The organism is Nostoc sp. UIC 10607, from assembly GCF_047228265.1.
Classification (GTDB): Bacteria; Cyanobacteriota; Cyanobacteriia; order Cyanobacteriales; family Nostocaceae; genus Nostoc; species Nostoc foliaceum_A.
Genome location: NZ_JBIQNW010000011.1, coordinates 122,476 through 143,604 on the forward strand (window position 1 = coordinate 122,476; position 21,129 = coordinate 143,604).

The following is a 21,129-nucleotide window of genomic DNA, read 5'->3' on the forward strand; positions in this document are numbered from 1 at the left end:
CGTGCAACTCAAGCAGGTAATCATTGCTTATAAAGCGCGGGATGCCCGAAGTAAAGAATGGGCAGAAATCTGTGCTAAACAACTAGAAAGCCGCGAGTGCCATGTGTTGATGGGGCCTAGCGGGCCGAAAGACAACCCCTATCCTGTCTTTTTGGCTTCGGCGGGCCAACCAATCGATCTCGCTTTGGTACTCGGTGGCGATGGTACTGTTTTAACTGGTGCCAGACATTTAGCCCCAGCAGGCATCCCTATTCTGGGAGTGAATGTGGGAGGTCATCTGGGGTTTTTAACTGAGTCAGTAGAAGAGTTTCAGGATACTGAGAAAATTTGGGATCGACTGTTTGAGGATCGCTATGCTATCCAACGGCGGATGATGTTACAAGCTGCGGTGTATGAGGGTCATGGGTCTAATTTAGAACCAGTGAGTGAGCATTACCTGGCTTTGAATGAATTTTGTGTCAAACCCGCCTCCGCTGACCGGATGATTACTTCAATCCTGGAAATGGAAATTGACGGTGAGGTAGTTGATCAGTACGTCGGGGACGGGTTAATCATTGCTACTCCTACAGGTTCTACTGGTTACACTGTTTCTGCTAATGGGCCAATTATGCATGATGGCATGGAGGCGATTACCATCACTCCTATTTGTGCAATGAGCCTTTCTAGTCGCCCCCTCGTTTTGCCCCCTGGTTCTGTGGTAAGTATTTGGCCTTTGGGCGATTACGATTTGAGTACCAAACTGTGGACAGATGGGGTATTGGGGACTTCAATTTGGCCGGGACACCGCGTTGATGTGCGGATGGCAGATTGTCGGGCTAAATTTATTATTTTGCGCGAGAACAATTCCTACTATCAGACGCTGCGGGAGAAGTTGCTTTGGGCAGGTACAAGGGTTCGCTACAGCAATAATCACCGTAATTAATTAAGTATTGTAGAGTGCATTTACCGCAGATTGCATAGGCGTAGCCCGTCGTAGACATCGCGTACCCGCCCCCGTAGGCGATCGCTACGCTCACTGCAAGCATCGCAGCTAAAATTATCCAAGCCCCTGGATTTATCCGGGGGCTTTCTGCCCTGATTTTGACTTTCTTTGCTGACTTGTATTTATAGCGTATATCAAAGGAAAATTTTGTATCTTATTGCCAGATTTTTTGGTAATTAATGTCCATAATAAAAGCACTCTACCTCTAATCCAAGAGAGGAACAAAGCTCTCTATAGGTTCTTTTATCGAAAACCGTATGGAGCACGCTTCGACACATTAACACATAATGTGACCTGTTTGTATAGTGCCTAAATCCTAGTAGAATAATTTCGCAAATCTAAGTAGGAAGATAGATGGAAGTTTCTGGACGCAACATCAATTACCCACTGAATCCTCCTGCCCCTCTTGAAGATTTTCCCGTCCTTCAAACTGAAAAATATATCCTACGGCTGGCGACAACTGAAGAAGAATTAGAATCAATTTTCCGGTTGCGCTTTGAAGTTTTTAATATTGAACTAGGCTTGGGATTTTCTGCTTCTAACTTTACCCAAATGGATATAGATAAGTTTGATGCGGTTTGCCATCATTTAATCTTGATCTCCAAACAAACGGGTAAAACGATTGGAACTTATCGGATGCAAACCTATACAATGGCTTCTCAAAGACTAGGCTTTGATGCTGCCGATATATTTAATCTTAATGCAATTCCCAATTCTGTGCTTCAGGTATCAGTTGAAGTTGGGCGTACATGTATAGCTCAAGAATACCGCAACATTCAGGCACTTTTACTACTCTGGGAAGGGCTAGCAAATTATCTCATCTGGAGTAGAAACCAATATTTCTTTGGCTGTGCATCATTACTAACACAATGTCCTTTACAAGCTACTTGCGCCTATGATTATTTTCGGCAAAATCGTTTGATGCATCCAAGTGTTTTGGTTTATCCAAATTCACAATTTTGCCTAGAACTACCTCAAAATTATCCAGATTCATGTAATGTTGAGATTCCTAAAATTTTGCAGGCATACTTGAGTATTGGAGCTAAAATATGCAGCCTTCCAGCTATTGACCGACAGTTTAAAACTATTGATTTTTTAACTATATCTAATATTGCAGACTTTGCCAGATGGCGTTATCCAAATCCTCTCAAAAAACCCTTACCACTGAGGATTTGCCACGATTAATGCCACTACTGCCGCGTTATCCAACGGACGCGAGAAAAAATATCCTTGTCCATATTCACAGTTCAACTTCCTCAGAAATGCTAGCTGCTCTTTTGTCTCCACTCCTTCGGCGGTCACATCCATACCTAATTTGTGCGCCAGTGTGATAATTGTCTCAATAATTTCTAAATTCTTGCCATTAGAATCTATCGGGCTGACAAAGGAACGGTCAATTTTCAACACACTAATCGGAAAGCTATGGAGACGGCTTAATGAAGAGTAGCCTGTACCGAAATCATCAATTGATAACTTAATGCCCATCTTCCGAAGTTCTGAGAGTTCATCATTTGCCTCATCGCCATTTTCCATAATTGCACTTTCAGTAATTTCTAACATGAGACTGTCGGCATCAAGACCAGTCGAGTGCAAAATTTCCTTAATCTGCTCAATTAAATCCCGTTGAGAAAATTGCTTCACTGAGAGATTGACGCTGATTTTCTCTAACGAGTTTGTCGGATGGCTCACCTGCCAGCTTTGCATCTGCCGGCACGCCTCATGTAGTGTCCAGTAGCCAACCTCGACAATCATTCCGCTTTCTTCTACTAGGGGGATAAAATCTGTTGGAGAAATCAAACCCCGCTCTGGATGCTGCCAGCGCAGCAGAGCCTCAAAGCCTGAAAGTCTGCCATTAGTCAGGGAAACAATCGGTTGATAATAAAGCTGAAACTCATGGCGTTCGATCGCTCGCCGTAGATCGTTTTCTAACTGCAATCTGACCAGAGCTTTAGTATACATTTCTTGGTTGAATAGTTCATAGCGGGCTTTGCCCAGCGCCTTGGCTCGGTACATAGCCGTATCAGCATCCCTTAGCAAGTTTTCTGGTTGGTCATAATCTACTGTCGAACTCAGGGCGATACCAATACTTGCCGTTGTAAATACTTCTTGCCCATCAAGCTCAACGGGTAATGTCAGTTCTTGTTGAATTCGTTCAGCTACTTTGATGGCTTCTGATAGATTCTGGATTTCGTCAAGCAGGATTGTAAATTCGTCTCCCCCAAGCCGTGCGGCTATATCCGTGGAGCGTATGCATATTACTAATCTATTTGCAATAGCAATTAGAAATTGGTCTCCTTTTAGGTGTCCGAGACTGTCATTGATTACCTTAAACCGATCCAGGTCGAGAAATAGTACAGCAAATAAATAATTCTTCTGCCGCTTGGCTCGCTGGAGTGTGTGTTTTAAGCGCTCCATAAAGAAAGCTCGGTTTGGTAGACCTGTCAGTGCATCGTGAAACGCATTATGTCGTAACTGTTCTTCTACCTGCTTACGTTCGTTAATTTCAGCTTCTAATTGCCTGTTAGCTTCTAAGAGTCCAGTAAATGAATCTTGTAATTGAGTGGCCATTTGATTATGAGCCTGAGCAAGAACTCTTAGTTCGTTGATACCCTCTACTGTAACGGTTTGGTTTAACTTTCCATTAGCGATTTCTTTAGAGGCAAAGCTCAAACAAAGAATTGGTTGAGTAATCCAATGAGAAGTAACCACTCCTATGACTGTAGCCAATATCAACGATCCTAAACACAGCAAAATAGTGGTTCGGGTATTGGCTTCGATATGCTCCATAAAGTCGGCTTCTGGAACCACCACTATAATCACCCAATTTAGCCCACAATCGGCTGTAAAAGGCATTAACTGTACGAATTGCCGCTTGCGATCAATTTCAAATTCTAGCTGCTGACTAGAAGAAATGTTTCTAAAATTACCAACTTGTGACTGCAAATACTGTGTTGTCAGATGAGTGATCCGATCGCTGCTAGCGATCGCTCTGAGCCGTTTAGATATCTTTTTACCTCCCTCATAACTCAGGATAAAAGGTTGCTCCGCGGTTGAAGTTGCTACTAGCTCTCCAGAATGCTCGACAATAAATGTCTTTCCTGAGCGACCAATCTTTAAACTGTGCAAAAACTCACTCAGTTGTGAGAGAGATAACGTTGCATTGGTCACTCCCAGCAAGGTACCTGTCTGGTCATAAAGAGGTTGGGTTGCACTGAACGCTAGCCCCGATGAAGAGAAATATGAATAAATTTCTGTGCAAGTAGTTTTACCTGCTTTTACAGCATTTGTGTACCAGGGGCGAGTGCGAGGATCAAAAGTTGGGTTAACTTCAAGTAACTTGACAATATTACCTTGATTATCAGTGGTGTAAGTATAGTAATTGTTACCCGTTGATTGATCTTTTTTTCGGATAACTAGTGAACCATCGTTAAGGCGATCAACCGCATGAATATCTCCTTGTGTACTTGCAAAAGCGATTGGTTTTAAGGGCTTGAACAACTTCATTTGATGCCATAAATGGTGTTCTAAACTTTTTGCATTTTTTAAACTTAACTCACCAAAATGGACAGAATTGGCATTAATCTGAGTGACAAGTTGGGGAATCTCTATGTAATCTGTGACATGTTGATGAATCCGAGTTATAACTTCATTCCGCAGCTGAGTAGCAACATCATTAACAGCTTTCTGACCATTTTTTAAAGATAAGAATGCTGTTAAACCTACAGCAATAGAGATTTGCAGGACAAAAGGTACTACAAGACCTACACGGAGCGGCACCCTTAATAACCTTTTTGGAATCGAACGCAAGAAATTTTGCTGTCGCATCTGTGCGATCTTAGCCTCCGATAGCTTAAAAGCAAGTGTTTATCTTCTTGCCAAGGGAGTATTCTCAATCTGCTGATACAGCTATTTAAACTGCTATAGGAATCTGCTTTGATTTTTGTTCGCGTACCGTGGCGTAGCCATACTTACTTGCGTGGTACGCGTTGGCGTTGGCGTTGGCGTTGGCGTTGGCGTTGGCGTTGGCGTTGGCGTTGGCGTTGGCGAAGCCTCTCGTAGAGAAGCCTCTCGTAGAGAAGCCTCTCGTAGAGAAGCCTCTCGTAGAGAAGCCTCTCGTAGAGAAGCGTCTCGCAGAGAAGCGCAGCGCAAGCTCCATAGGTAGGCAATAGACAAGAAGGCTTTTTGAGTTGTACAAAGTTTTTTCAAAAATCAAATATGATTCCTATACCTCGACTTCTTATCAGTTAACAATACCAAGTGGCGATCGCCCAGTGCACGGTAGCTGTGGAGTCGGCTTACCACAGATGCGGCTACACCTAGTGTATTTTACACTCCATTGATATCTTGGTTTTAAAACCAAGTCCAGTTTTGCGGGATTTGATACAACCTTGCCCACTTCTTTTCGTAGTTAATAAAGGAGAGGTGTTGATTGCCAATCTTCCCAATCAAATTAAAGTATGGTTGGCGATGTTTAACAAATAGGCTTTGCTTGAAGTCTTGGCGATGTCTATGACGAGCATAGCTGCGACACCTCATCCAGTCCGCTTATATTAGATGATTTGAGAACAATTTTTAGGAACCCCAATTATGCGCCATCTCAAATTTGCTCCGAGTTGGTTGCGATTTTTAATTATTTTCTTATTAGCGATGGGTATGTTGTTTCGGTTTTTTAACCTTGATGGCAAAGTTTACTGGCATGATGAAACTTATACCTCATTGCGAATTTCTGGTTACACAATTAATGAAGTAAAACAGCAACTTTTTAATAATCGTGTCATTGGCAAAGAAAGCTTTGCTCAGTTTCAAGGGGCAAACCAACAAAAAAGCTTAAATGCCACAATTATGAATTTGGCAGAAGAAGATCCTTATCATCCACCGCTTTATTACATAATAGCCAGATTGTGGATGGAAATCTTTGGTAATTCAGTGACGGCGATTAGAAGTTTATCTGCCTGCATCAGTTTGCTGGTTTTCCCTTGTGTTTACTGGCTATGTCGAGAATTATTCAATGTGCCGTTATCGGTTCCTGGTGTAGCGATCGCACTCATGGCAATTTCTCCAATTCACTTGGTTTATGCCCAAGAAGCACAAGAATATATTCTCTGGTTAGTCACTATATTGCTATCCAGTGCGTCTCTGCTGCGAGCAATGCGGCTGGAATCACAAGATAAAAATGAGCCTGTGAAAGAACGGCAACGACCAGATTTATTCGCTATTTGGAGCATTTATGCAGTAACTTTAGCCATCAGTCTTTATACATTTCTTTGGAGTGCATTTGTAGCAGTTGCTCATGGAATTTATGTGATGATCACTGCCAAATTTCAGTTGACTGAAACTGTCAGAACTTATCTTTTAGCATCACTGGTAGGTTTTTTAGCCTTCATGCCTTGGATAACAATTGTAATGGGTGACTTTTTTCAATTTTTGATTTCAGCAGATAAGACAACAACGCAGTCAAACTTAACGCCTGTCTTACCATTTTTGCTGATGCAGTTAAGCAGGATTTTTTTTGATATAGACCTTAGCCTAGATAATTATTTTAACTATTTAATTACACCATTTGTTTTAATTTTGGTAGGATATTCAATTTATTTTCTTTGTCTAACAACTAATTATAAAGTCTGGTTTTTTCTCATCACATTGATTGTAGTGCCAGCGCTACCCCTAATACTCTCAAGTGCTGGAGGTATACAATCATCTACTGAAGCATATTTCATCCCATCTTATTTAGGAATCCAAGTGACTGTTGCTTACCTACTAGCTACGCAACTATATAATGGCAGCTTGTCACGCCGGAGCATTTGGCACATAATCATGGCATTAGTAATTATTTGTGGTCTAATTTCTTCTAGGGTGAGTTCCCAGGCAGAAACTTGGTGGAATAAGGGTATGAGCTATGGCAATCCACAAGTTGCCCAAATCATCAATCAGACAACTCGCCCACTTTTGATTAGTGATGCTTTGGGCAATAATTATGGGAATGTTTTTTCTCTCAGCTATCTTTTAGAACCAAAAGTGCGTTTTCTGTTGGTAAACAACCAAAAAATTCCTAAAATACCTGATGGTTTTGCTGATGTATTTTTATTAAATCCTTCAGACACTTGGCATGAAAAAATCGAAAAAAAGTATAAATTAAAGACAGATATTGTTTACAGTGATAAATATTATTCAGTTTGGAAATTGGCTAAATTTACTAAATTACGCCGACGTAATATTCCACCTAATAATAAGTTATCTGCAAGTTTCTAGTGTGGCAATGTACATGTTTCATGTATATGGGTAGAAAAACTATTTACAAAAGTTATAAATTTTTATAAATTATTAAAATATTTGCTTTTTAAAAAGTTAACAACAACACAATTAAATAAATATTCAAAAGATTCTCATCTGAAATTAATTTAAGTGATAGTAAAATGCTTTATATTGCCATTTGACATGAATTTAATGATTCATTTAAAGGTGTTGTATGGAAATAACAGATTTTATACGTCTTTTACATCCAGCGATCGCAGTTATATTCGTCTTCCCACTCATCGGTATAGTGGTTAATTTTGCTTGGCAAACACGCCAACGCAGATTGCAAATTTTAGCCGGGAGTAAGAGCAAAATTCCTCCAGTGGTGGGTGGAGAACATAAGCAGTTAGGTGAAAGACTAACAAGTGCAGTTGTCGGATTAAGTTTAATCGGATTAAGCTACCCTATTGGCAAAAATATTATCACAAATCAGTTATGGAATAAAACACCTTTTCAGTTTGCTTTTATTCTGTTAATATTTGCTGCTACTATCGCCTCTTTAGTTTTACTTTATCGGGCAAAACAGCGAGTATGGCGGGCAGTTTTTGCTACGTTAACTGGTGCAGGTTTAGTAATACTAGGCTGTCAGGATGGAGTATATCGTCGCACCAATGAGTGGTATTGGTCACATTATTATATTGGTATTACCGCAGCACTGCTAATGATTTTTTCATTGGCAATTGTTCAAGATATTTATCAAGATAAGTCCAATCGATGGCGCATCGTCCATACGATTTTAAACTGCATTGCTTTGTTGCTATTTATTGGACAAGGTATGACAGGAACGCGAGACTTATTAGAAATTCCCGTGAGTTGGCAAGAAGCCTATATTTATCAGTGTGATTTTGCTAATAAAACTTGTCCAACGCCAAATCCTCAAGTACCAAAGTGAACTGAGAAACTTTCAATAAAAAAATATCCAACTTATAGGGGAGCCAACGCGTTCCCCAGATTTATCTGTAGCAAGATGAGGATGTGAAAGCTTCTTCCGTATCAGGTTTTTCGTTCGTGAATTGGTATCAACTGGAAGCCAAAACACGAGAGAATACAGATGTGCGTCCCTATTACAGATAGGTAAAAATCCTGTAATTGAACTAAAAGCCACTACAGGAAAAATTCAAATAATCAAATAATTAGAGAAAACTTATCAGATTTACAACTTGGTTGTTTGTTTATGCAATATTATCTAACAGCCGATCGCGAATTGTTTTGAGTTGGTCTTGAGTCTTAATTGGCTCTCGCGGTCCTGGTAATTCGGTATTAGGCCAGTTAGGTAAATCATTGCACGGGCATAACAACGCAGGCATCCCGACGTTTCGGGCGGCTACTGGCATACTGCAACGGCCACAAGCCACCATATCCCATGCTGGTGTCAACAGTTCAGCAATGGTTTCATGTGTACCCTCTAGGTAACAATCACCCGATTCCGGTGAGAGAATTTTTTGCCAGCACTGTTCAAATTCTTCACTATAGCGATCGCCATCTAGCACCGATAGCGGAGCGTTAGCGAGTCCGCGAGCGTCTTGGGGCAAAAAGCTTGCCTTACCGTTGCCCGTAATCACTTTCTTACCCAACTGAAACCAGTAGGCGAGGTATCTTCTAACTTCTTGTTTGCTTGCCATATTACAATTTTAGATTTTAAATCTTAGATTTTGGAGTAATTTGAATTAATTAAGAATCTTGACTTCTCACTTCTCCTTTGCCTCTATTTGGTAATGGGTAACCAAGGATGCTGAGATTGAGAACATGACCACCAGTAACTAAATAAACAGTATTGCTGAGTACACCTAGCTTGCGCACTAAAGAACCCAAGCGATCGCGGAATGTCCTCCCAAGCGGATAAGCTGGTACCACACCCCAACCCACCTCTTCTGCTACAAACAGCATATCAGCAGCAACCAGATCCACCGTCTCTAATAACTCTGCAAGGATGTTTTCCCAGGTAGATTCGTCTTCTTCTAAGAGATTAGCAACCCAAGTCCCTAAAGAATCGACTAAAAGACAGGTATATGGTTTGGCATCGGCGATGGTAGCAGACAGTTCTACAGGTACAGATAAAGTCACCCAGTCTTGGGGACGGCGTTGTTGGTGTTCTAAAATGCGTTGATGCCATTCTTGGTCATCTGGGTTATCGGTGGCTGTTGCTACGTAAACAACTGCTTTTCCTGACTGCATGGCCAGAGTTTCCGCCCATTCACTTTTACCAGATCGTGCTGGCCCTGTTACTAAGATGATTTTACCCAACGTTGTTACCTGAATATTTTAACAATATGCCTACGGTTGCAATTTATCACCACAGTTTTTTACTTCATCGGTGAAATTTTTAGTTTCAAATAACTTTTAAGGGATAAAATTAGCACCAGCATCATTGATGCCCTAACTGGCAAAAGCCAAAAATCCCAACAACCCCATTTTCAATTATTCAACACCATTGGGGACAGCAAACTTTAGGATGTCTTTATGAACGCAGGCTTAAAACGCATTGAAGCAACTCTACACGATTTAGGGAATCGCGGCACTGCCTCTGCCGCTGAAACAGTTGATGCGACGACAAAACGACCTTTTTCCTTCAGAATCAGCGTCGGAGCCAACGAACCTACAGAAAGTACACAAACTCCATCCTCTCAGGAAGGACAAACAGTTGACTTGGGCGTAGATACTGAGAGTGATTATCCTTCTGAACAAAATTTCTTTCCTCACCATGACTCTGTGCAGACCTTTCAAGCAGAAGAGAATGGTGGCAAAACACCCAGCCTACCCAAGCTGAAAACTCCGACCTTTAGTAGCCATCGTCACGGAGCGAATCCAGCATTGGCGATGAATCTATTGCAAGAAATTCAGGAAACTGTCGCGGGTTGGCAAATAGAATTGCAAAATATTTTGAAGCAAATTCAGGATATTTACTTAGAAGGGCCAATTGTCAATGGCTGGTTAGAATCTAATCCCACCGAGCCAGAACCGGGAGGAACCGCAACACTGCGCCATGCAGAAGTTGATCGCCTGATGAACTACGTAGAAGAAATTTGCGCCACTGGTGGGAAAGTATCTTATCAATCATCTATTACTGGCTACCGCCTCTGTGGTGTGGACGATGCTGGTAAAGTCTGGTCGCGCCCATGTCCAGCAGATCAGGTTCCCAATGTTAGTATGGCGATCGCTCGTTACCAAAAGTTACGTCAACTGTTGGGGCGCAAGCAATCTTTGGAAACCCGTCTGAGTCAACTAGCCCAAACACTTGTAGTTTTACACAGTCATATTCAACAAACGTGAAGTTTTAAAGATTATTTCCGAAGAAACTCGGTTGGTGGGTCGGTAATTTTTGGTTTAGATTAACTCTCAGCAAGTGTGCGTTGGATTTAAGATTTTTATCTAAAATCGTTCGACTGAGCCAAGCCGTTCGCGCAGCGTTCCGCAGGAAAGTCCCAAATCTCAAATCCAAAATAAAATCTATGCCAGACACCCAAATCTCTGCCATTATCTGTACCCACAATCGAGATACCTATTTAGGGGCTGCAATTGATAGTCTTTTAGCGCAGGATTTTGCTGCTGACTTTGAAATTGTGGTAGTTGATAATGGGTCTAGCGATCGCACCCGTGAGGTTGTAGAACAAAGGGCCCACAATTCGCGCCTGAAGTATGTCTTTGAACCCACCATTGGCTTATCTGTCGCCCGCAACACGGGTGCAAAAGTAGCTAGTGGTGATATTCTTGCTTATCTAGATGACGATGCCGTTGCGAGCAAGGGCTGGCTGCAAGTTTTATATTTTGCCTATTACAATAACTCTAAACTAGCGATCGCAGGTGGCAAAGTCACTCTCATCTGGCCCCAGGGAATCCAGCAACCACGGTGGCTATCTCCAGGGCTAGCTGCAAATCTAGGTGCATACGATTTGGGTGACAGTATCATCTATATTGAGCAACCTGGCTTAACACCCAGAGGCTTAAATTACTCCATCCGCCGTGGTTTCCTAGAAGAAATTGGCGGTTTTGATCCTCACCTCGGTCGGGTGGGAAAAAATCTATTATCAAATGAAGAACTGCAAATGACCGAATTTGCCCTACAGCGCAATTGGCAAGTCGCTTATCTTCCCGAAGCGCTGGTTGCTCATAATGTTGCTCCAGAACGCCTCCAACGCTCCTGGTTTTTAAACCGAGGTTGGTGGCAGGGGATCAGTGAATGCTATCGAGAACAACTCGCTGGTAAAGCTGGAATCGCTCAATTGCAGCGAGGTAGCGAACGGTTTGTGCGCGGCTTGTATAAGGCATTGCAATATTTTTCTGATCCAGCAGAACGGTTTGACAAACTTGTATATGCTTATGGTCAGATTGGTTACTTAAATGCTGCTATTCAGGGTCTTCTATCCACATCAAATAAGAAATAAAGAAGAATGGAGAAGTCAGAATTCAGAATTCAGAATGCTTTACTCCTAACTCCTAACTCCTAAATATATGTCATCTAAAATACCAGTTTCTGTCTTAATTCCCGCAAAAAACGAACAAGCAAATTTGCCAGCCTGCCTCGCTAGCCTCGCCAGAGCAGATGAAATATTTGTAGTAGATTCTCAAAGTACCGATAACAGCATTGAAATTGCTAAAAGTCACGGTGTAAATGTCGTGCAATTCAACTTCAATGGACGCTGGCCTAAAAAGAAAAATTGGTCTTTAGATAATCTACCCTTCCGTAACGAATGGGTGCTAATTGTAGATTGCGATGAGCGCATCACCCCCGAACTTTGGGAAGAAATTGACCAAGCAATTCAAAATGATGAATATACAGGTTATTATCTGAACCGCCGCGTATTTTTCTTAGGAAAATGGATTCGTTATGGTGGGAAATATCCCGATTGGAATCTACGTTTATTTCAGCATAAAAAAGGTCGCTACGAAAACCTACATACAGAAGATATTCCCAATACTGGTGATAACGAAGTTCACGAACACGTGATTTTGCAGGGGAAAGTTGGGTATCTCAAAAATGATATGCTCCACGAGGACTTCCGCGACCTTTATCACTGGTTAGAACGGCACAACCGCTATTCAAACTGGGAAGCCAGCGTTTATTTTAATATTCTCACAGGTAAAGATGATAGCGGTACTATCGGTGCTAATCTATTTGGTGATGCAGTTCAACGCAAGCGCTTTTTGAAAAAAGTGTGGGTACACCTGCCATTTAAACCTATTTTACGGTTTGTTTTATTTTATATTATTCAACGTGGTTTTTTGGATGGCAAAGCCGGATATATCTATGCACGCTTGCTGAGTCAATATGAATATCAAATTGGCGTTAAACTCTACGAATTACGCAACTGTGGTGGTCACTTAAATACTGCAACTACCTCAAAGGAAGGAGCAGGGGAGCAGGGGAGCAGAGGAGTAGAGGTAAAGCTATTGACCATTGACTCCTAATTAATGACTAATGATTAATGATCAACCTTTTGTAGATTTACGCAAATATGACCAATCTTGGTTTGATCGCGGCCGTCCAGCTTGGTATATTTTGTTATGGTGGCTTGTACAAGCGATCGCCTTTCCCCTCACTCCTCAACCGTTAAATATTTTACGTTGTGCTTTGCTACGACTATTTGGCGCTCGTATCGGTAAAGGCGTATTAATTCGACCCACCGCCCGCTTCACCTACCCTTGGAAAGTTACCATTGGGAATTACAGTTGGATTGGAGATAACGTAGTTTTATACAGCCTCGATCAGATCCACATAGGTGAACACTGCGTAATTTCCCAAAAAAGTTACCTATGTACTGGTAGTCATGATATCCAAGACCCTGCCTTTGGGTTGAAAACAGCGAGTATCACCATTGAGAATGGTGCATGGGTAGCAGCAGATTGTTTTGTTGGATCGGGGGTGCAAATCGGGGCTAATGCTGTGATTGGCGCTCGTAGTAGTGTTTTTAGTAATATGCCTTCTGGGCAGGTTTGTTGGGGAAGCCCCTGTCGTCCCAAGACAGTTCGGATAAAACTTGATCCCCCGACAACCCCGTAATTTGATAGATAAACATAGTAGGGGCGCACAACTAGCTGTGCGCCCTTTTCTACATATTTCTCAATTGCATAGGATACAGACCACTCGTAGAGGCACAGGATTGCTCATACGTGTATCGTCGTGTATTGCATCCAAAAGAGAAGCGCTATAGGTGAATCATCAAGCTAAAATTGCAAGTAGCGTAGGATTACTTACGCCTACACCGAACCTTCAACTTGTAGTGCTCTAACTCAGAGGCTATGTACTTTTTACACACATAGCTGGGCTGATGTTTCCTACCTATAAGCTTTACTTTATAGACGTAGGTATTTCCAGAAAATAGTTTACTTTTAATTCAATCTTTTTGCTTGGATCTAAAAAACTTAGCAGAACATGTGATATACCAAATCAACCAGAAGATAGTCTAATTAGCAAAAATTATTTGCCATTCCAACTAGTAGGTGATAAAGTGCCGTTTGCCATCCATATTCGTCAACTTGCCAAAGATTTTAAAGGCGAACAAATTCGATAATTTTTAAAATAAATTTAATAAGAGGCAAGTATGAATTTTAACAACAATGAAAAAAATGTCATTTTAATAGTTGATGACGCTCCTATTAACTTAGAAGTATTATTCGATTTTTTAGAGTTTTACGGCTTTAAAGTTTTAGTAGCTGAAGATGGAATAACGGCACTTAATATGGCAGAATATGCCTCACCTGACCTGATTTTATTGGATGTATTAATGCCAGAAATCGACGGTTTTGAAACTTGTAGACTTTTGAAAACAAATCCAGTTACTCAAGATATTCCTGTAATATTCATAACTGCCATGACTGACAAGGTGGATAAAGTCAAAGGTTTGAATCTTGGGGCAGTAGATTACATCACTAAACCTCTAGAACAGAAAGAGGTTTTAGCTAGGGTAAATACCCATTTACGTTTACGAAACCTCACAAAAAAACTCACAGAGCAAAATAAACGTTTAGAGGCGGAAATCTTGGAGCGCCAGCGGGTAGAGGAAAAACTTCGATGTCATTCAGCTGCATTAGACGAGTGGAACAATCGCTATCAAGCACTAATTCAAGCGAGTGGTCAGATTATCTACGACTGGAACCTGCATACCAATGAGATCAAATATGGTGGCAATGTAGAGGGAATATTAGGTTACTCTATGCCTGAGATGTTAGGAGGTTTAAACCGTTGGCTAGAGTTGATTCATCCTGATGATAGAAACTTCTTTAACGAAGAGATTAACCGCGTTTTATCCACAAAAGAGCGATTCCACCTTGAATTTCTTATATGTCGCAAAGATGGCACTTACATCACAGTTGAAGACAACGGGTATATCTTTTTAGACTCTACAGGCAAAGTTGCTCGAATGGCGGGCTTTGTAATTGATATTACTGAACAGCAAGCTGCGCTACGCGAACGCAAAAACGCAGAACAGAAAATCCGTGAGCAAGCCGCTTTGCTCGATATCACCACAGATGCGATTCTCGTTCAAGATTTGGTTCACAAAATTCAATTTTGGAATAAAGGGGCTGAACATCTCTATGGTTGGATGGCAGAAGAAGCACTGGATAAGGATGCTAATCAGCTTTTATATCAAAAGCAAAAATTTTGCCAACTGAAAAACATTCAGAAAACTCTATTTGAACATGGTTCGTGGCAAGGTGAGTTAAATCAAGTCACAAAACAAGGCAAAGAGATGATTATTGCTAGCCGCTGGACACTAGTAAATGATGATGAAGGGCAAGCCAAATCCATCCTCATTGTCAACTCCGACATCACCGAGAAAAAACAACTCGAAGCGCAGTTTCTCCGGGCCCAGCGGATGGAGAGTCTTGGCACCTTAGCAAGTGGCATCGCCCACGATCTCAACAATGCACTGACACCTATGATGATGACAGTGCAACTTTTGGAGGCAAAACTCCCAGATGAGAAAAGTCAGCAATGGCTAACAATTATGGAAAAAAACGTTAAACGTGCAGCAGATTTAGTTAAACAAGTGCTGTGGTTTTCCCGCGGATCTGTAGGTAACTTTAAAACCTTACAGGTGCGGTATTTAATTTCAGAAATTGAAAATATTGTTAAGCAAACATTTTCCAGAGCTATTGAAATTCGCATCGATGTTCCTCAGCAAAACCTATGGAATATCTTTGGCGATGCTACTCAGCTGCATCAAGTGCTGATGAACATCTGTATTAATGCTCGTGATGCCATGCCTCATGGCGGTATCCTAAAGATTTCTGCGAAGAATTTCTGGATTGATAGCGACTATGCCCGGATGAATATTGATGCTAAGGTGGGTTCTTACGTGATGATTAGCATCTGTGATACAGGTATAGGAATTAAAAGAGAAATAGTAGATAGAATTTTTGAGCCATTTTTCACAACAAAGGAACTAGGTAAAGGCACAGGGCTTGGTCTTTCAACAGTGCTTGGCATTATCAAAAGTCACGGCGGCTTTGTAAATGTAGTTACTGAAGTAGGCAAAGGCACGGAGTTTCAAATTTGCTTACCCGTCACCCAGACAATGGAGATAGACAGTAAATTAGGTAGAGATCATGAATTACCAGCAGGGCATGGAGAATTGATTCTAGTTGTTGATGATGAAGATTCAATTCGAGAGATTACTCAAACCTGGTTAGAAAAAAATGCCTATAAAGTTCTATTAGCTAGCGATGGTATTGAGGCGATCGCACTATATACAAAACATCAACAAGAAATTAGTGTGGTCTTGGTTGACATGATGATGCCATCTATGGATGGGCCAACAACTATCAATGTGTTGAAAAAAATTAATCCAGATATCAAAATTATTGGTGTTAGTGGATTAGCCTCCAATCATGAAATGATTAGAATCCTTGGTAATAATGTCAAACTCCTTTTGTCTAAGCCCTACACCTCAAGCGACTTGTTAAGAAATTTACAAATGGTGATTAATACAAAGTAGAGTTTGTCATGAGTCATTAGTTATTAGTTATTTTCCCTCTGCCCCATCCCCTGTTTGTCCAATGCCCTGTTTGGTCAAGCAAAATGGTAAGCAGCAGTGGTAATATGTTTTCATGGCTGCTCTAATCCTTGCTATTGATGAACAAACTATTGGATGAAACGCTGTCAATCAAAATTGCTGAAAGCATAAACAGCAGAGCTAGCACTCCGTTTGATAATGCTTACAAAGCAGCATTATCCACTGAGGGAGCAAGATATATTCAGGGATTTTTAGCTTTTGGCGGGAAGCCATACAGACCGATTGAACACAGTTGGATTGAGATAGGCGACGCCTCCGATGTCCGTATTATCGATCCCACACTACCGCACCTAAACAAAAATCCCCAAGAACTCTGGTATTTTGCAGCACAAAGGCTGACCGTTAAAAAACTGAAAGCCATTATTGAAGAATCGAAAGAAGATTATCCAGAAGATGATCCATTACCAATCTATGGTGATCCACCTTATGAATATTATGGTGATGTTATGTTGGGTGGTCAAGACTATTTAGCAGCATATCAAGCCGCAGAGGCTAAATGCAGAGAAATCAACGAACTCAACCCTGAAAGGAACTAACAAAAGTGTATTAAATAATTCGTAATTTGTAATTACGAATTATTTAATAGGATTTACCATCGCTGCCGAAGTATTCCCTATAGCCACAAATTTTGTCTCCACGCACATCAAAGGAAACTGCTACCCGATTTTTGTAAAGCTGTCCGAACAAAAGCCCCTCATCCCGAAACTCAAAAACAGCTGTCGTTTCATTGCTAGTAACACGGTCTAGACCAGTCAGGTTCAAACCAGGATTGAAGGATTCAAAAACGTACTCAAAAAATTCTCTAGCTCGCTCTTTTCCCACGTTTAAGCCGTGGAATTTACCCATTGGAAACCAAAGGGTAAAATCTTCTGTGAGCATATCTAACAATGCTTCCCACTCTCCTGTTGCCATACCATGCGTAAGATTATCAAATGCTTGCCGAGCAACTTTTAAAGTATTTTCTGAATCTTGTATCATTCTCACCCCCCACTGGATATAAACTAATACGGTGTTACTTAAAACCTCACCACTACTTTGCCACAATTATGACCACTGAGAAGATATTCTACAGCGTCGGGTATTGATTCTATGCCTTGAAACTGGGTTGGGTCAACGGCAACTTTGAGTTTGTCTGTGTAGAACAGGTTTAAAAGGCGATCGCGTGCCTCTGCCATATGTTCTTTATAATGAGGCATGAGAAAGCCTCTCACAGAAGCAGCTTTCCAAAATAGCTGGTGATAAATTCGTGGTTGTGTAATTTGCTCTACATCAACTGCGTATTCGGAGATGAAACCTACTACTATTAACCGTCCCCGCACTGCCAAGTTTTCAACGCAGGTATCAAAAACTTGTTTACCTACACAGTCGAAAATTAAATTAACCCCATTGGGGTATTCTTGCTTGAGGACTTGATTGAGGTTTTCTGTGCGATAGTTGATAATGCGATCGCACCCTAATTCCCTTAGTAACTTTGCCTTCGCCTCAGAACTACAAGTACCAATAACATGATTCCCAGCTAGCTTTGCCAATTGCACTGCAATATGACCAGTTCCCCCTGCTGCTGCTGTCACTAAAACCACTTCATTACTTTTCATCTCCCCCACTTGTTCCAATGCAACTAAAGCTGATACACCTGTAGGCATTAGTGTTAGCAACTCTGACGTTGCTTCCCGCACCTTCACTGCTAAGTTTGCATCGATAACCTGATATTCTCGATAGCCGCCACCACGGACGGTAGTTACTACAGCATCACCTATTTGAAAATCTTTAACATTTTCACCAATAGCGACAACTTTTCCCACAGCTTCCACACCCAAATCAAAGGGAGGAATTAAGTTAACATAGGGAACATCACCACGACAAAGTAAAGTATCAAAGCCACCGTTAACTCCAGCAAATTTGTTTTGAATTAAAAGTTCATTAGCAGCAAGTTTTGAAATAGGAATTTCGACAATTTCAACGGCAGATTTAAAATCTTGATTCAGTTTGTTTACTATTAACTTTTTGTAAGTTTTTACATTCATTGGTACAGGAATTATACTTGAGTTGTAAAATTAGTCGTGGAAGCAGTCAATAGGTAATAGGCAACAGATTTTTTTCACGCAGGAATGATTTAGGATTCCTATATACAAGTAAGGCGTTGCAAACATTTAAAGCTATATTGAAAAATTTAAATTTAGGGTACGTTATGCTTTCAGCTAACGCACCATCAACAATCGAAGGTGCATTACACTAAAAAACGTGGATTAAATAAAATGCAAAACTTCATTCTGTCTCTAGCTTCCCTCTCCTGTACAAGCAGAGGGATTGAGGGTGAGGTAAGTCAGGGGCATAAATTGTTGTATGTTATTTAATTCTTATTCCTAAGCTTATAAAGCTTTATCCCACTCTAACTGATGGGCTAAACCATACTTGATAAAATCTTCTACTTTAGCTTTATCGCTTTTCCCAAAAACGCCTAAGCTATAAGGATTATCTTGCATACGTTTTGTGACTTGCTCTTTTTCGAATTGGATAACTTCCTCTCTAGATTTATCCGGTTTAAAAAAGTCTACAACCAAAACAGTCCTATCATAATTAGTATAATTATGCGGGCAGTGTGGATAGCTATGGTCTAAAACCAGGAATTTTCCTTCATGCCAATAAAGTTGGTCATGGCATATTTTCATAGCCACATCTCCCTCTGGCACGATTAATCCTAGATAGCCGCGATTCATGTGAGGGTTATAGTTTACATGCAGCTTGATATCCAAACCGGGATGGAACGTACCATAATACACGTTTCTGATAATCTTATTATCAAGAGAGTTCACTGTTTCTATTACTTTAGCTAAATTCGGAAAATATTTCTCTCTTAATGCAAGTGCTTTTTGTGATGCATCATTTAGCCCATAATCAGGATATTGTATTTGATACGCTTGGATATATTGTTCAATAAACATACCTTGAAATAAAATACCAAAAGCACTATATTTTGCATTTCCCTTGGTTTTAATTGTTTGACTTTTAGGCCCCAGAATTTCGTAAGTAAGTTTTAACTCTTCATTAGATGCATTATTAATAAAACTTGTAAACTCATCTCTAATCACTTGCCAGTTATCTTGAAAGCTTTTGAGAAAAGTAAATTCTTTTGGGTCTATATGATATTCATTAAAACTTTCCATTGTCTTTTCTCCTGAAGATGATTTCATAAAAAACTGTTATATAATTATGGGATTTGGTCTTCGTCCTGATTCGATGTTGGAATTCCTGGCTAAACTCATTTTAGTGTGAGGTCTACTGTGTCTGAAACTCCCGTATTAGATCAAATTATCAAAAATGTGCGGGTAGTGCGTCCACATCAGGATGCAATCGAACTACTTGATTTAGGCATTAAGGATGGGAAATTTGCTCAGATTGCCCCTAATATTAGCCCAGACACAGGTAAAGAGGTATTTGATGGCAAAAATTTACTGGGCTTTCCTGGGGTCGTGGATGCCCATATGCACATCGGTATATATCAATCCCTTGACAAAGATGCTGTGACTGAAAGCAAAGCAGCCGCAATGGGAGGCGTAACTACCAGCTTAAATTACATCCGTACAGGGCAGTATTATCTCAACAAAGGCGGCTCCTACCGGGATTTTTTTCCAGAGGTATTGGCGTTATCCGCAGGTAATTTTTTTGTAGATTACAGTTATCACATCGCACCTATAGCCAGCCAGCATATCGACGAAATACCTCTATTGTTTGAAGAACACGGTGTCTCTTCGTTCAAAATTTTCATGTTTTATGGCGGTTATGGCTTGCATGGTTTGTCAGACCAGCAAAACCTCTTCTTGATGATTAATAAAGAGGAACGGTACGACTTCGCCCATTTTGAATTTATTATGCGTGGTCTAACTCGCTTGATGGAAAAACATCCAGAAGCGCGAGATACTATCAGCTTGAGTTTGCACTGCGAAGTTGCAGAAATTCTCAACGCCTACACCAAAATAGTTGAAAACGATTCTAGTCTTAGCGGATTACATGCTTACAGTGCAGCGCGTCCACCTCATTCTGAAGGTTTAGCAATTTGCATTGCTTCTTATTTGGCGCATGAGACTAACTGTGCAAATATCAATTTGTTGCACCTGAGTTCGCGTAAAGCAATGGAAGCAGCTTTGACTATGCAAACTGCTTTTCCTCATATCAACTTTCGGCGAGAAGTTACTGTCGGACATTTGTTATTAGATGTCGATACTCCAAATACAATTTGGGCAAAAGTTAACCCTCCTATCCGTCCTCGCGCTGATGTGGAATACTTGTGGCAAGCAGTACTCAACAATCAAGTAGATTGGATAGTTAGCGACCATGCTTGCTGTTCTGCTGAACAAAAAAGAAATGTTAAAGACCCGAATAATATTTGGTTAGCAAAGTCTGGTTTTGGCGGTACAGAATCTTTACTTTCTGGTGTATTTAGTGAAGGTAGCAAGCGGGGAATGTCTTACAGCCAGATGGCTAAATTGCTATCTTGGAACCCATCGCGGCGCTTTGGGTTGTTAGAAAAAGGCGATATTGCTATTGGTTATGATGCTGACTTGGTGTTGATAGACCCAAATGAAAGCTTTGTAGTAAGTGCTGCTGAGTCGGAGTCAAAACAAGGTTACACACCTTTTGAAGGAGTGGAATTAACTGGAAGAGTGAAGAGTACTTTTCTACGCGGAAACTTGATTTACAACAATAGGCAAGTTTTAGGTTTGCCCACTGGACGTTATTTGAAACGCTCCCAGTCTTGAATAACTCCTGCTACATCAAAGTATTTGCAGGTTTAAAGTAGTAGTCTGTCAAATTCATTTTGACGGTTAGAAAGACGCGATA

At 40.8% G+C, this 21,129-nt stretch carries 18 protein-coding genes; 11 read left to right on the forward strand and 7 right to left on the reverse strand.

What is annotated here, in order from left to right:
• Position 1 precedes the first annotated feature (1 nt).
• Together ACEYW6_RS13280 and ACEYW6_RS13285 are read left to right on the forward strand one after the other, a co-directional pair.
• On the forward strand, positions 2-922 hold the full coding sequence (locus ACEYW6_RS13280) for an NAD(+) kinase (RefSeq protein ID WP_190890173.1): 921 nt from the start codon (positions 2-4) through the stop codon (positions 920-922).
• A 414-nt stretch (positions 923-1,336) separates the two neighbouring features.
• A complete protein-coding gene (locus ACEYW6_RS13285; protein ID WP_412980048.1) occupies positions 1,337-2,167 on the forward strand; it encodes a GNAT family N-acetyltransferase in 831 nt (276 codons plus the stop codon).
• Here ACEYW6_RS13285 and ACEYW6_RS13290 read toward each other — a convergent pair.
• The gene (locus ACEYW6_RS13290) at positions 2,141-4,759 is read right to left on the reverse strand and encodes an EAL domain-containing protein (RefSeq protein WP_412980049.1); all 2,619 of its coding nucleotides are present in this window, start codon (positions 4,757-4,759) and stop codon (positions 2,141-2,143) included. The genes ACEYW6_RS13285 and ACEYW6_RS13290 overlap by 27 nt on opposite strands.
• A gap of 141 nt (positions 4,760-4,900) precedes the next feature.
• On the reverse strand, positions 4,901-5,188 hold the full coding sequence (locus tag ACEYW6_RS13295; protein WP_412980050.1) for a pentapeptide repeat-containing protein: 288 nt from the start codon (positions 5,186-5,188) through the stop codon (positions 4,901-4,903).
• A 381-nt stretch (positions 5,189-5,569) separates the two neighbouring features.
• Between ACEYW6_RS13295 and ACEYW6_RS13300 the strand changes: the two genes are divergently transcribed.
• Positions 5,570-7,231: a glycosyltransferase family 39 protein gene (locus ACEYW6_RS13300; protein WP_412980051.1), complete on the forward strand. Its 1,662-nt coding sequence runs from the start codon at positions 5,570-5,572 to the stop codon at positions 7,229-7,231.
• A gap of 217 nt (positions 7,232-7,448) precedes the next feature.
• Entirely contained in the window at positions 7,449-8,168 is a 720-nt protein-coding gene (locus tag ACEYW6_RS13305) for a DUF4079 domain-containing protein (RefSeq protein WP_412980052.1), read from the forward strand.
• Between the two features lie 280 nt (positions 8,169-8,448).
• On the opposite strand, the gene ACEYW6_RS13310 is transcribed toward ACEYW6_RS13305, so the two are convergent.
• Positions 8,449-8,898 carry a hypothetical protein gene (locus ACEYW6_RS13310; RefSeq protein ID WP_412980053.1) on the reverse strand — a complete coding sequence of 150 codons (450 nt, stop codon included), beginning with the start codon at positions 8,896-8,898 and terminating at the stop codon, positions 8,449-8,451.
• 49 nt (positions 8,899-8,947) lie between these two features.
• Positions 8,948-9,520, reverse strand: a complete 573-nt coding sequence (gene cobU, locus ACEYW6_RS13315; RefSeq protein ID WP_412980054.1) for a bifunctional adenosylcobinamide kinase/adenosylcobinamide-phosphate guanylyltransferase — start codon at positions 9,518-9,520, stop codon at positions 8,948-8,950.
• A 216-nt stretch (positions 9,521-9,736) separates the two neighbouring features.
• On the opposite strand from cobU, the gene ACEYW6_RS13320 reads away from it, so the two are divergent.
• The 6 genes from ACEYW6_RS13320 to ACEYW6_RS13345 all read left to right on the forward strand — a co-directional run bounded on the left by ACEYW6_RS13320 (position 9,737) and on the right by ACEYW6_RS13345 (position 16,826).
• Positions 9,737-10,546, forward strand: a complete 810-nt coding sequence (locus ACEYW6_RS13320) for a hypothetical protein (protein ID WP_412980055.1) — start codon at positions 9,737-9,739, stop codon at positions 10,544-10,546.
• Positions 10,547-10,725: 179 nt separating this feature from the next.
• Complete coding sequence (locus ACEYW6_RS13325; protein ID WP_412980056.1) at positions 10,726-11,658, forward strand: glycosyltransferase; 933 nt, start codon at positions 10,726-10,728, stop codon at positions 11,656-11,658.
• A gap of 67 nt (positions 11,659-11,725) precedes the next feature.
• Positions 11,726-12,682: a glycosyltransferase family 2 protein gene (locus ACEYW6_RS13330; RefSeq protein WP_412980057.1), complete on the forward strand. Its 957-nt coding sequence runs from the start codon at positions 11,726-11,728 to the stop codon at positions 12,680-12,682.
• Positions 12,683-12,692: 10 nt separating this feature from the next.
• Positions 12,693-13,274 carry a hormogonium polysaccharide biosynthesis acetyltransferase HpsU gene (gene hpsU / locus ACEYW6_RS13335; protein WP_412980058.1) on the forward strand — a complete coding sequence of 194 codons (582 nt, stop codon included), beginning with the start codon at positions 12,693-12,695 and terminating at the stop codon, positions 13,272-13,274.
• 541 nt (positions 13,275-13,815) lie between these two features.
• The gene (locus ACEYW6_RS13340; protein WP_412980059.1) at positions 13,816-16,212 is read left to right on the forward strand and encodes a response regulator; all 2,397 of its coding nucleotides are present in this window, start codon (positions 13,816-13,818) and stop codon (positions 16,210-16,212) included.
• A 137-nt stretch (positions 16,213-16,349) separates the two neighbouring features.
• The gene (locus tag ACEYW6_RS13345; RefSeq protein ID WP_190890148.1) at positions 16,350-16,826 is read left to right on the forward strand and encodes a hypothetical protein; all 477 of its coding nucleotides are present in this window, start codon (positions 16,350-16,352) and stop codon (positions 16,824-16,826) included.
• 43 nt (positions 16,827-16,869) lie between these two features.
• Here the strand turns inward: ACEYW6_RS13345 and ACEYW6_RS13350 are convergent, their stop codons facing one another.
• The 3 genes from ACEYW6_RS13350 to ACEYW6_RS13360 all read right to left on the reverse strand — a co-directional run bounded on the left by ACEYW6_RS13350 (position 16,870) and on the right by ACEYW6_RS13360 (position 19,454).
• Positions 16,870-17,268 (reverse strand): nuclear transport factor 2 family protein, encoded by a 399-nt coding sequence (locus ACEYW6_RS13350; RefSeq protein ID WP_190890146.1) that lies wholly within the window; start codon positions 17,266-17,268, stop codon positions 16,870-16,872.
• A gap of 38 nt (positions 17,269-17,306) precedes the next feature.
• On the reverse strand, positions 17,307-18,314 hold the full coding sequence (locus ACEYW6_RS13355) for a zinc-binding dehydrogenase (protein WP_412980060.1): 1,008 nt from the start codon (positions 18,312-18,314) through the stop codon (positions 17,307-17,309).
• 345 nt (positions 18,315-18,659) lie between these two features.
• Entirely contained in the window at positions 18,660-19,454 is a 795-nt protein-coding gene (locus ACEYW6_RS13360) for an aspartyl/asparaginyl beta-hydroxylase domain-containing protein (protein WP_412980092.1), read from the reverse strand.
• A 117-nt stretch (positions 19,455-19,571) separates the two neighbouring features.
• Between ACEYW6_RS13360 and ACEYW6_RS13365 the strand changes: the two genes are divergently transcribed.
• A complete protein-coding gene (locus ACEYW6_RS13365) occupies positions 19,572-21,047 on the forward strand; it encodes an amidohydrolase family protein (RefSeq protein ID WP_412980061.1) in 1,476 nt (491 codons plus the stop codon).
• The last annotated feature ends 82 nt before the right edge of the window (positions 21,048-21,129 follow it).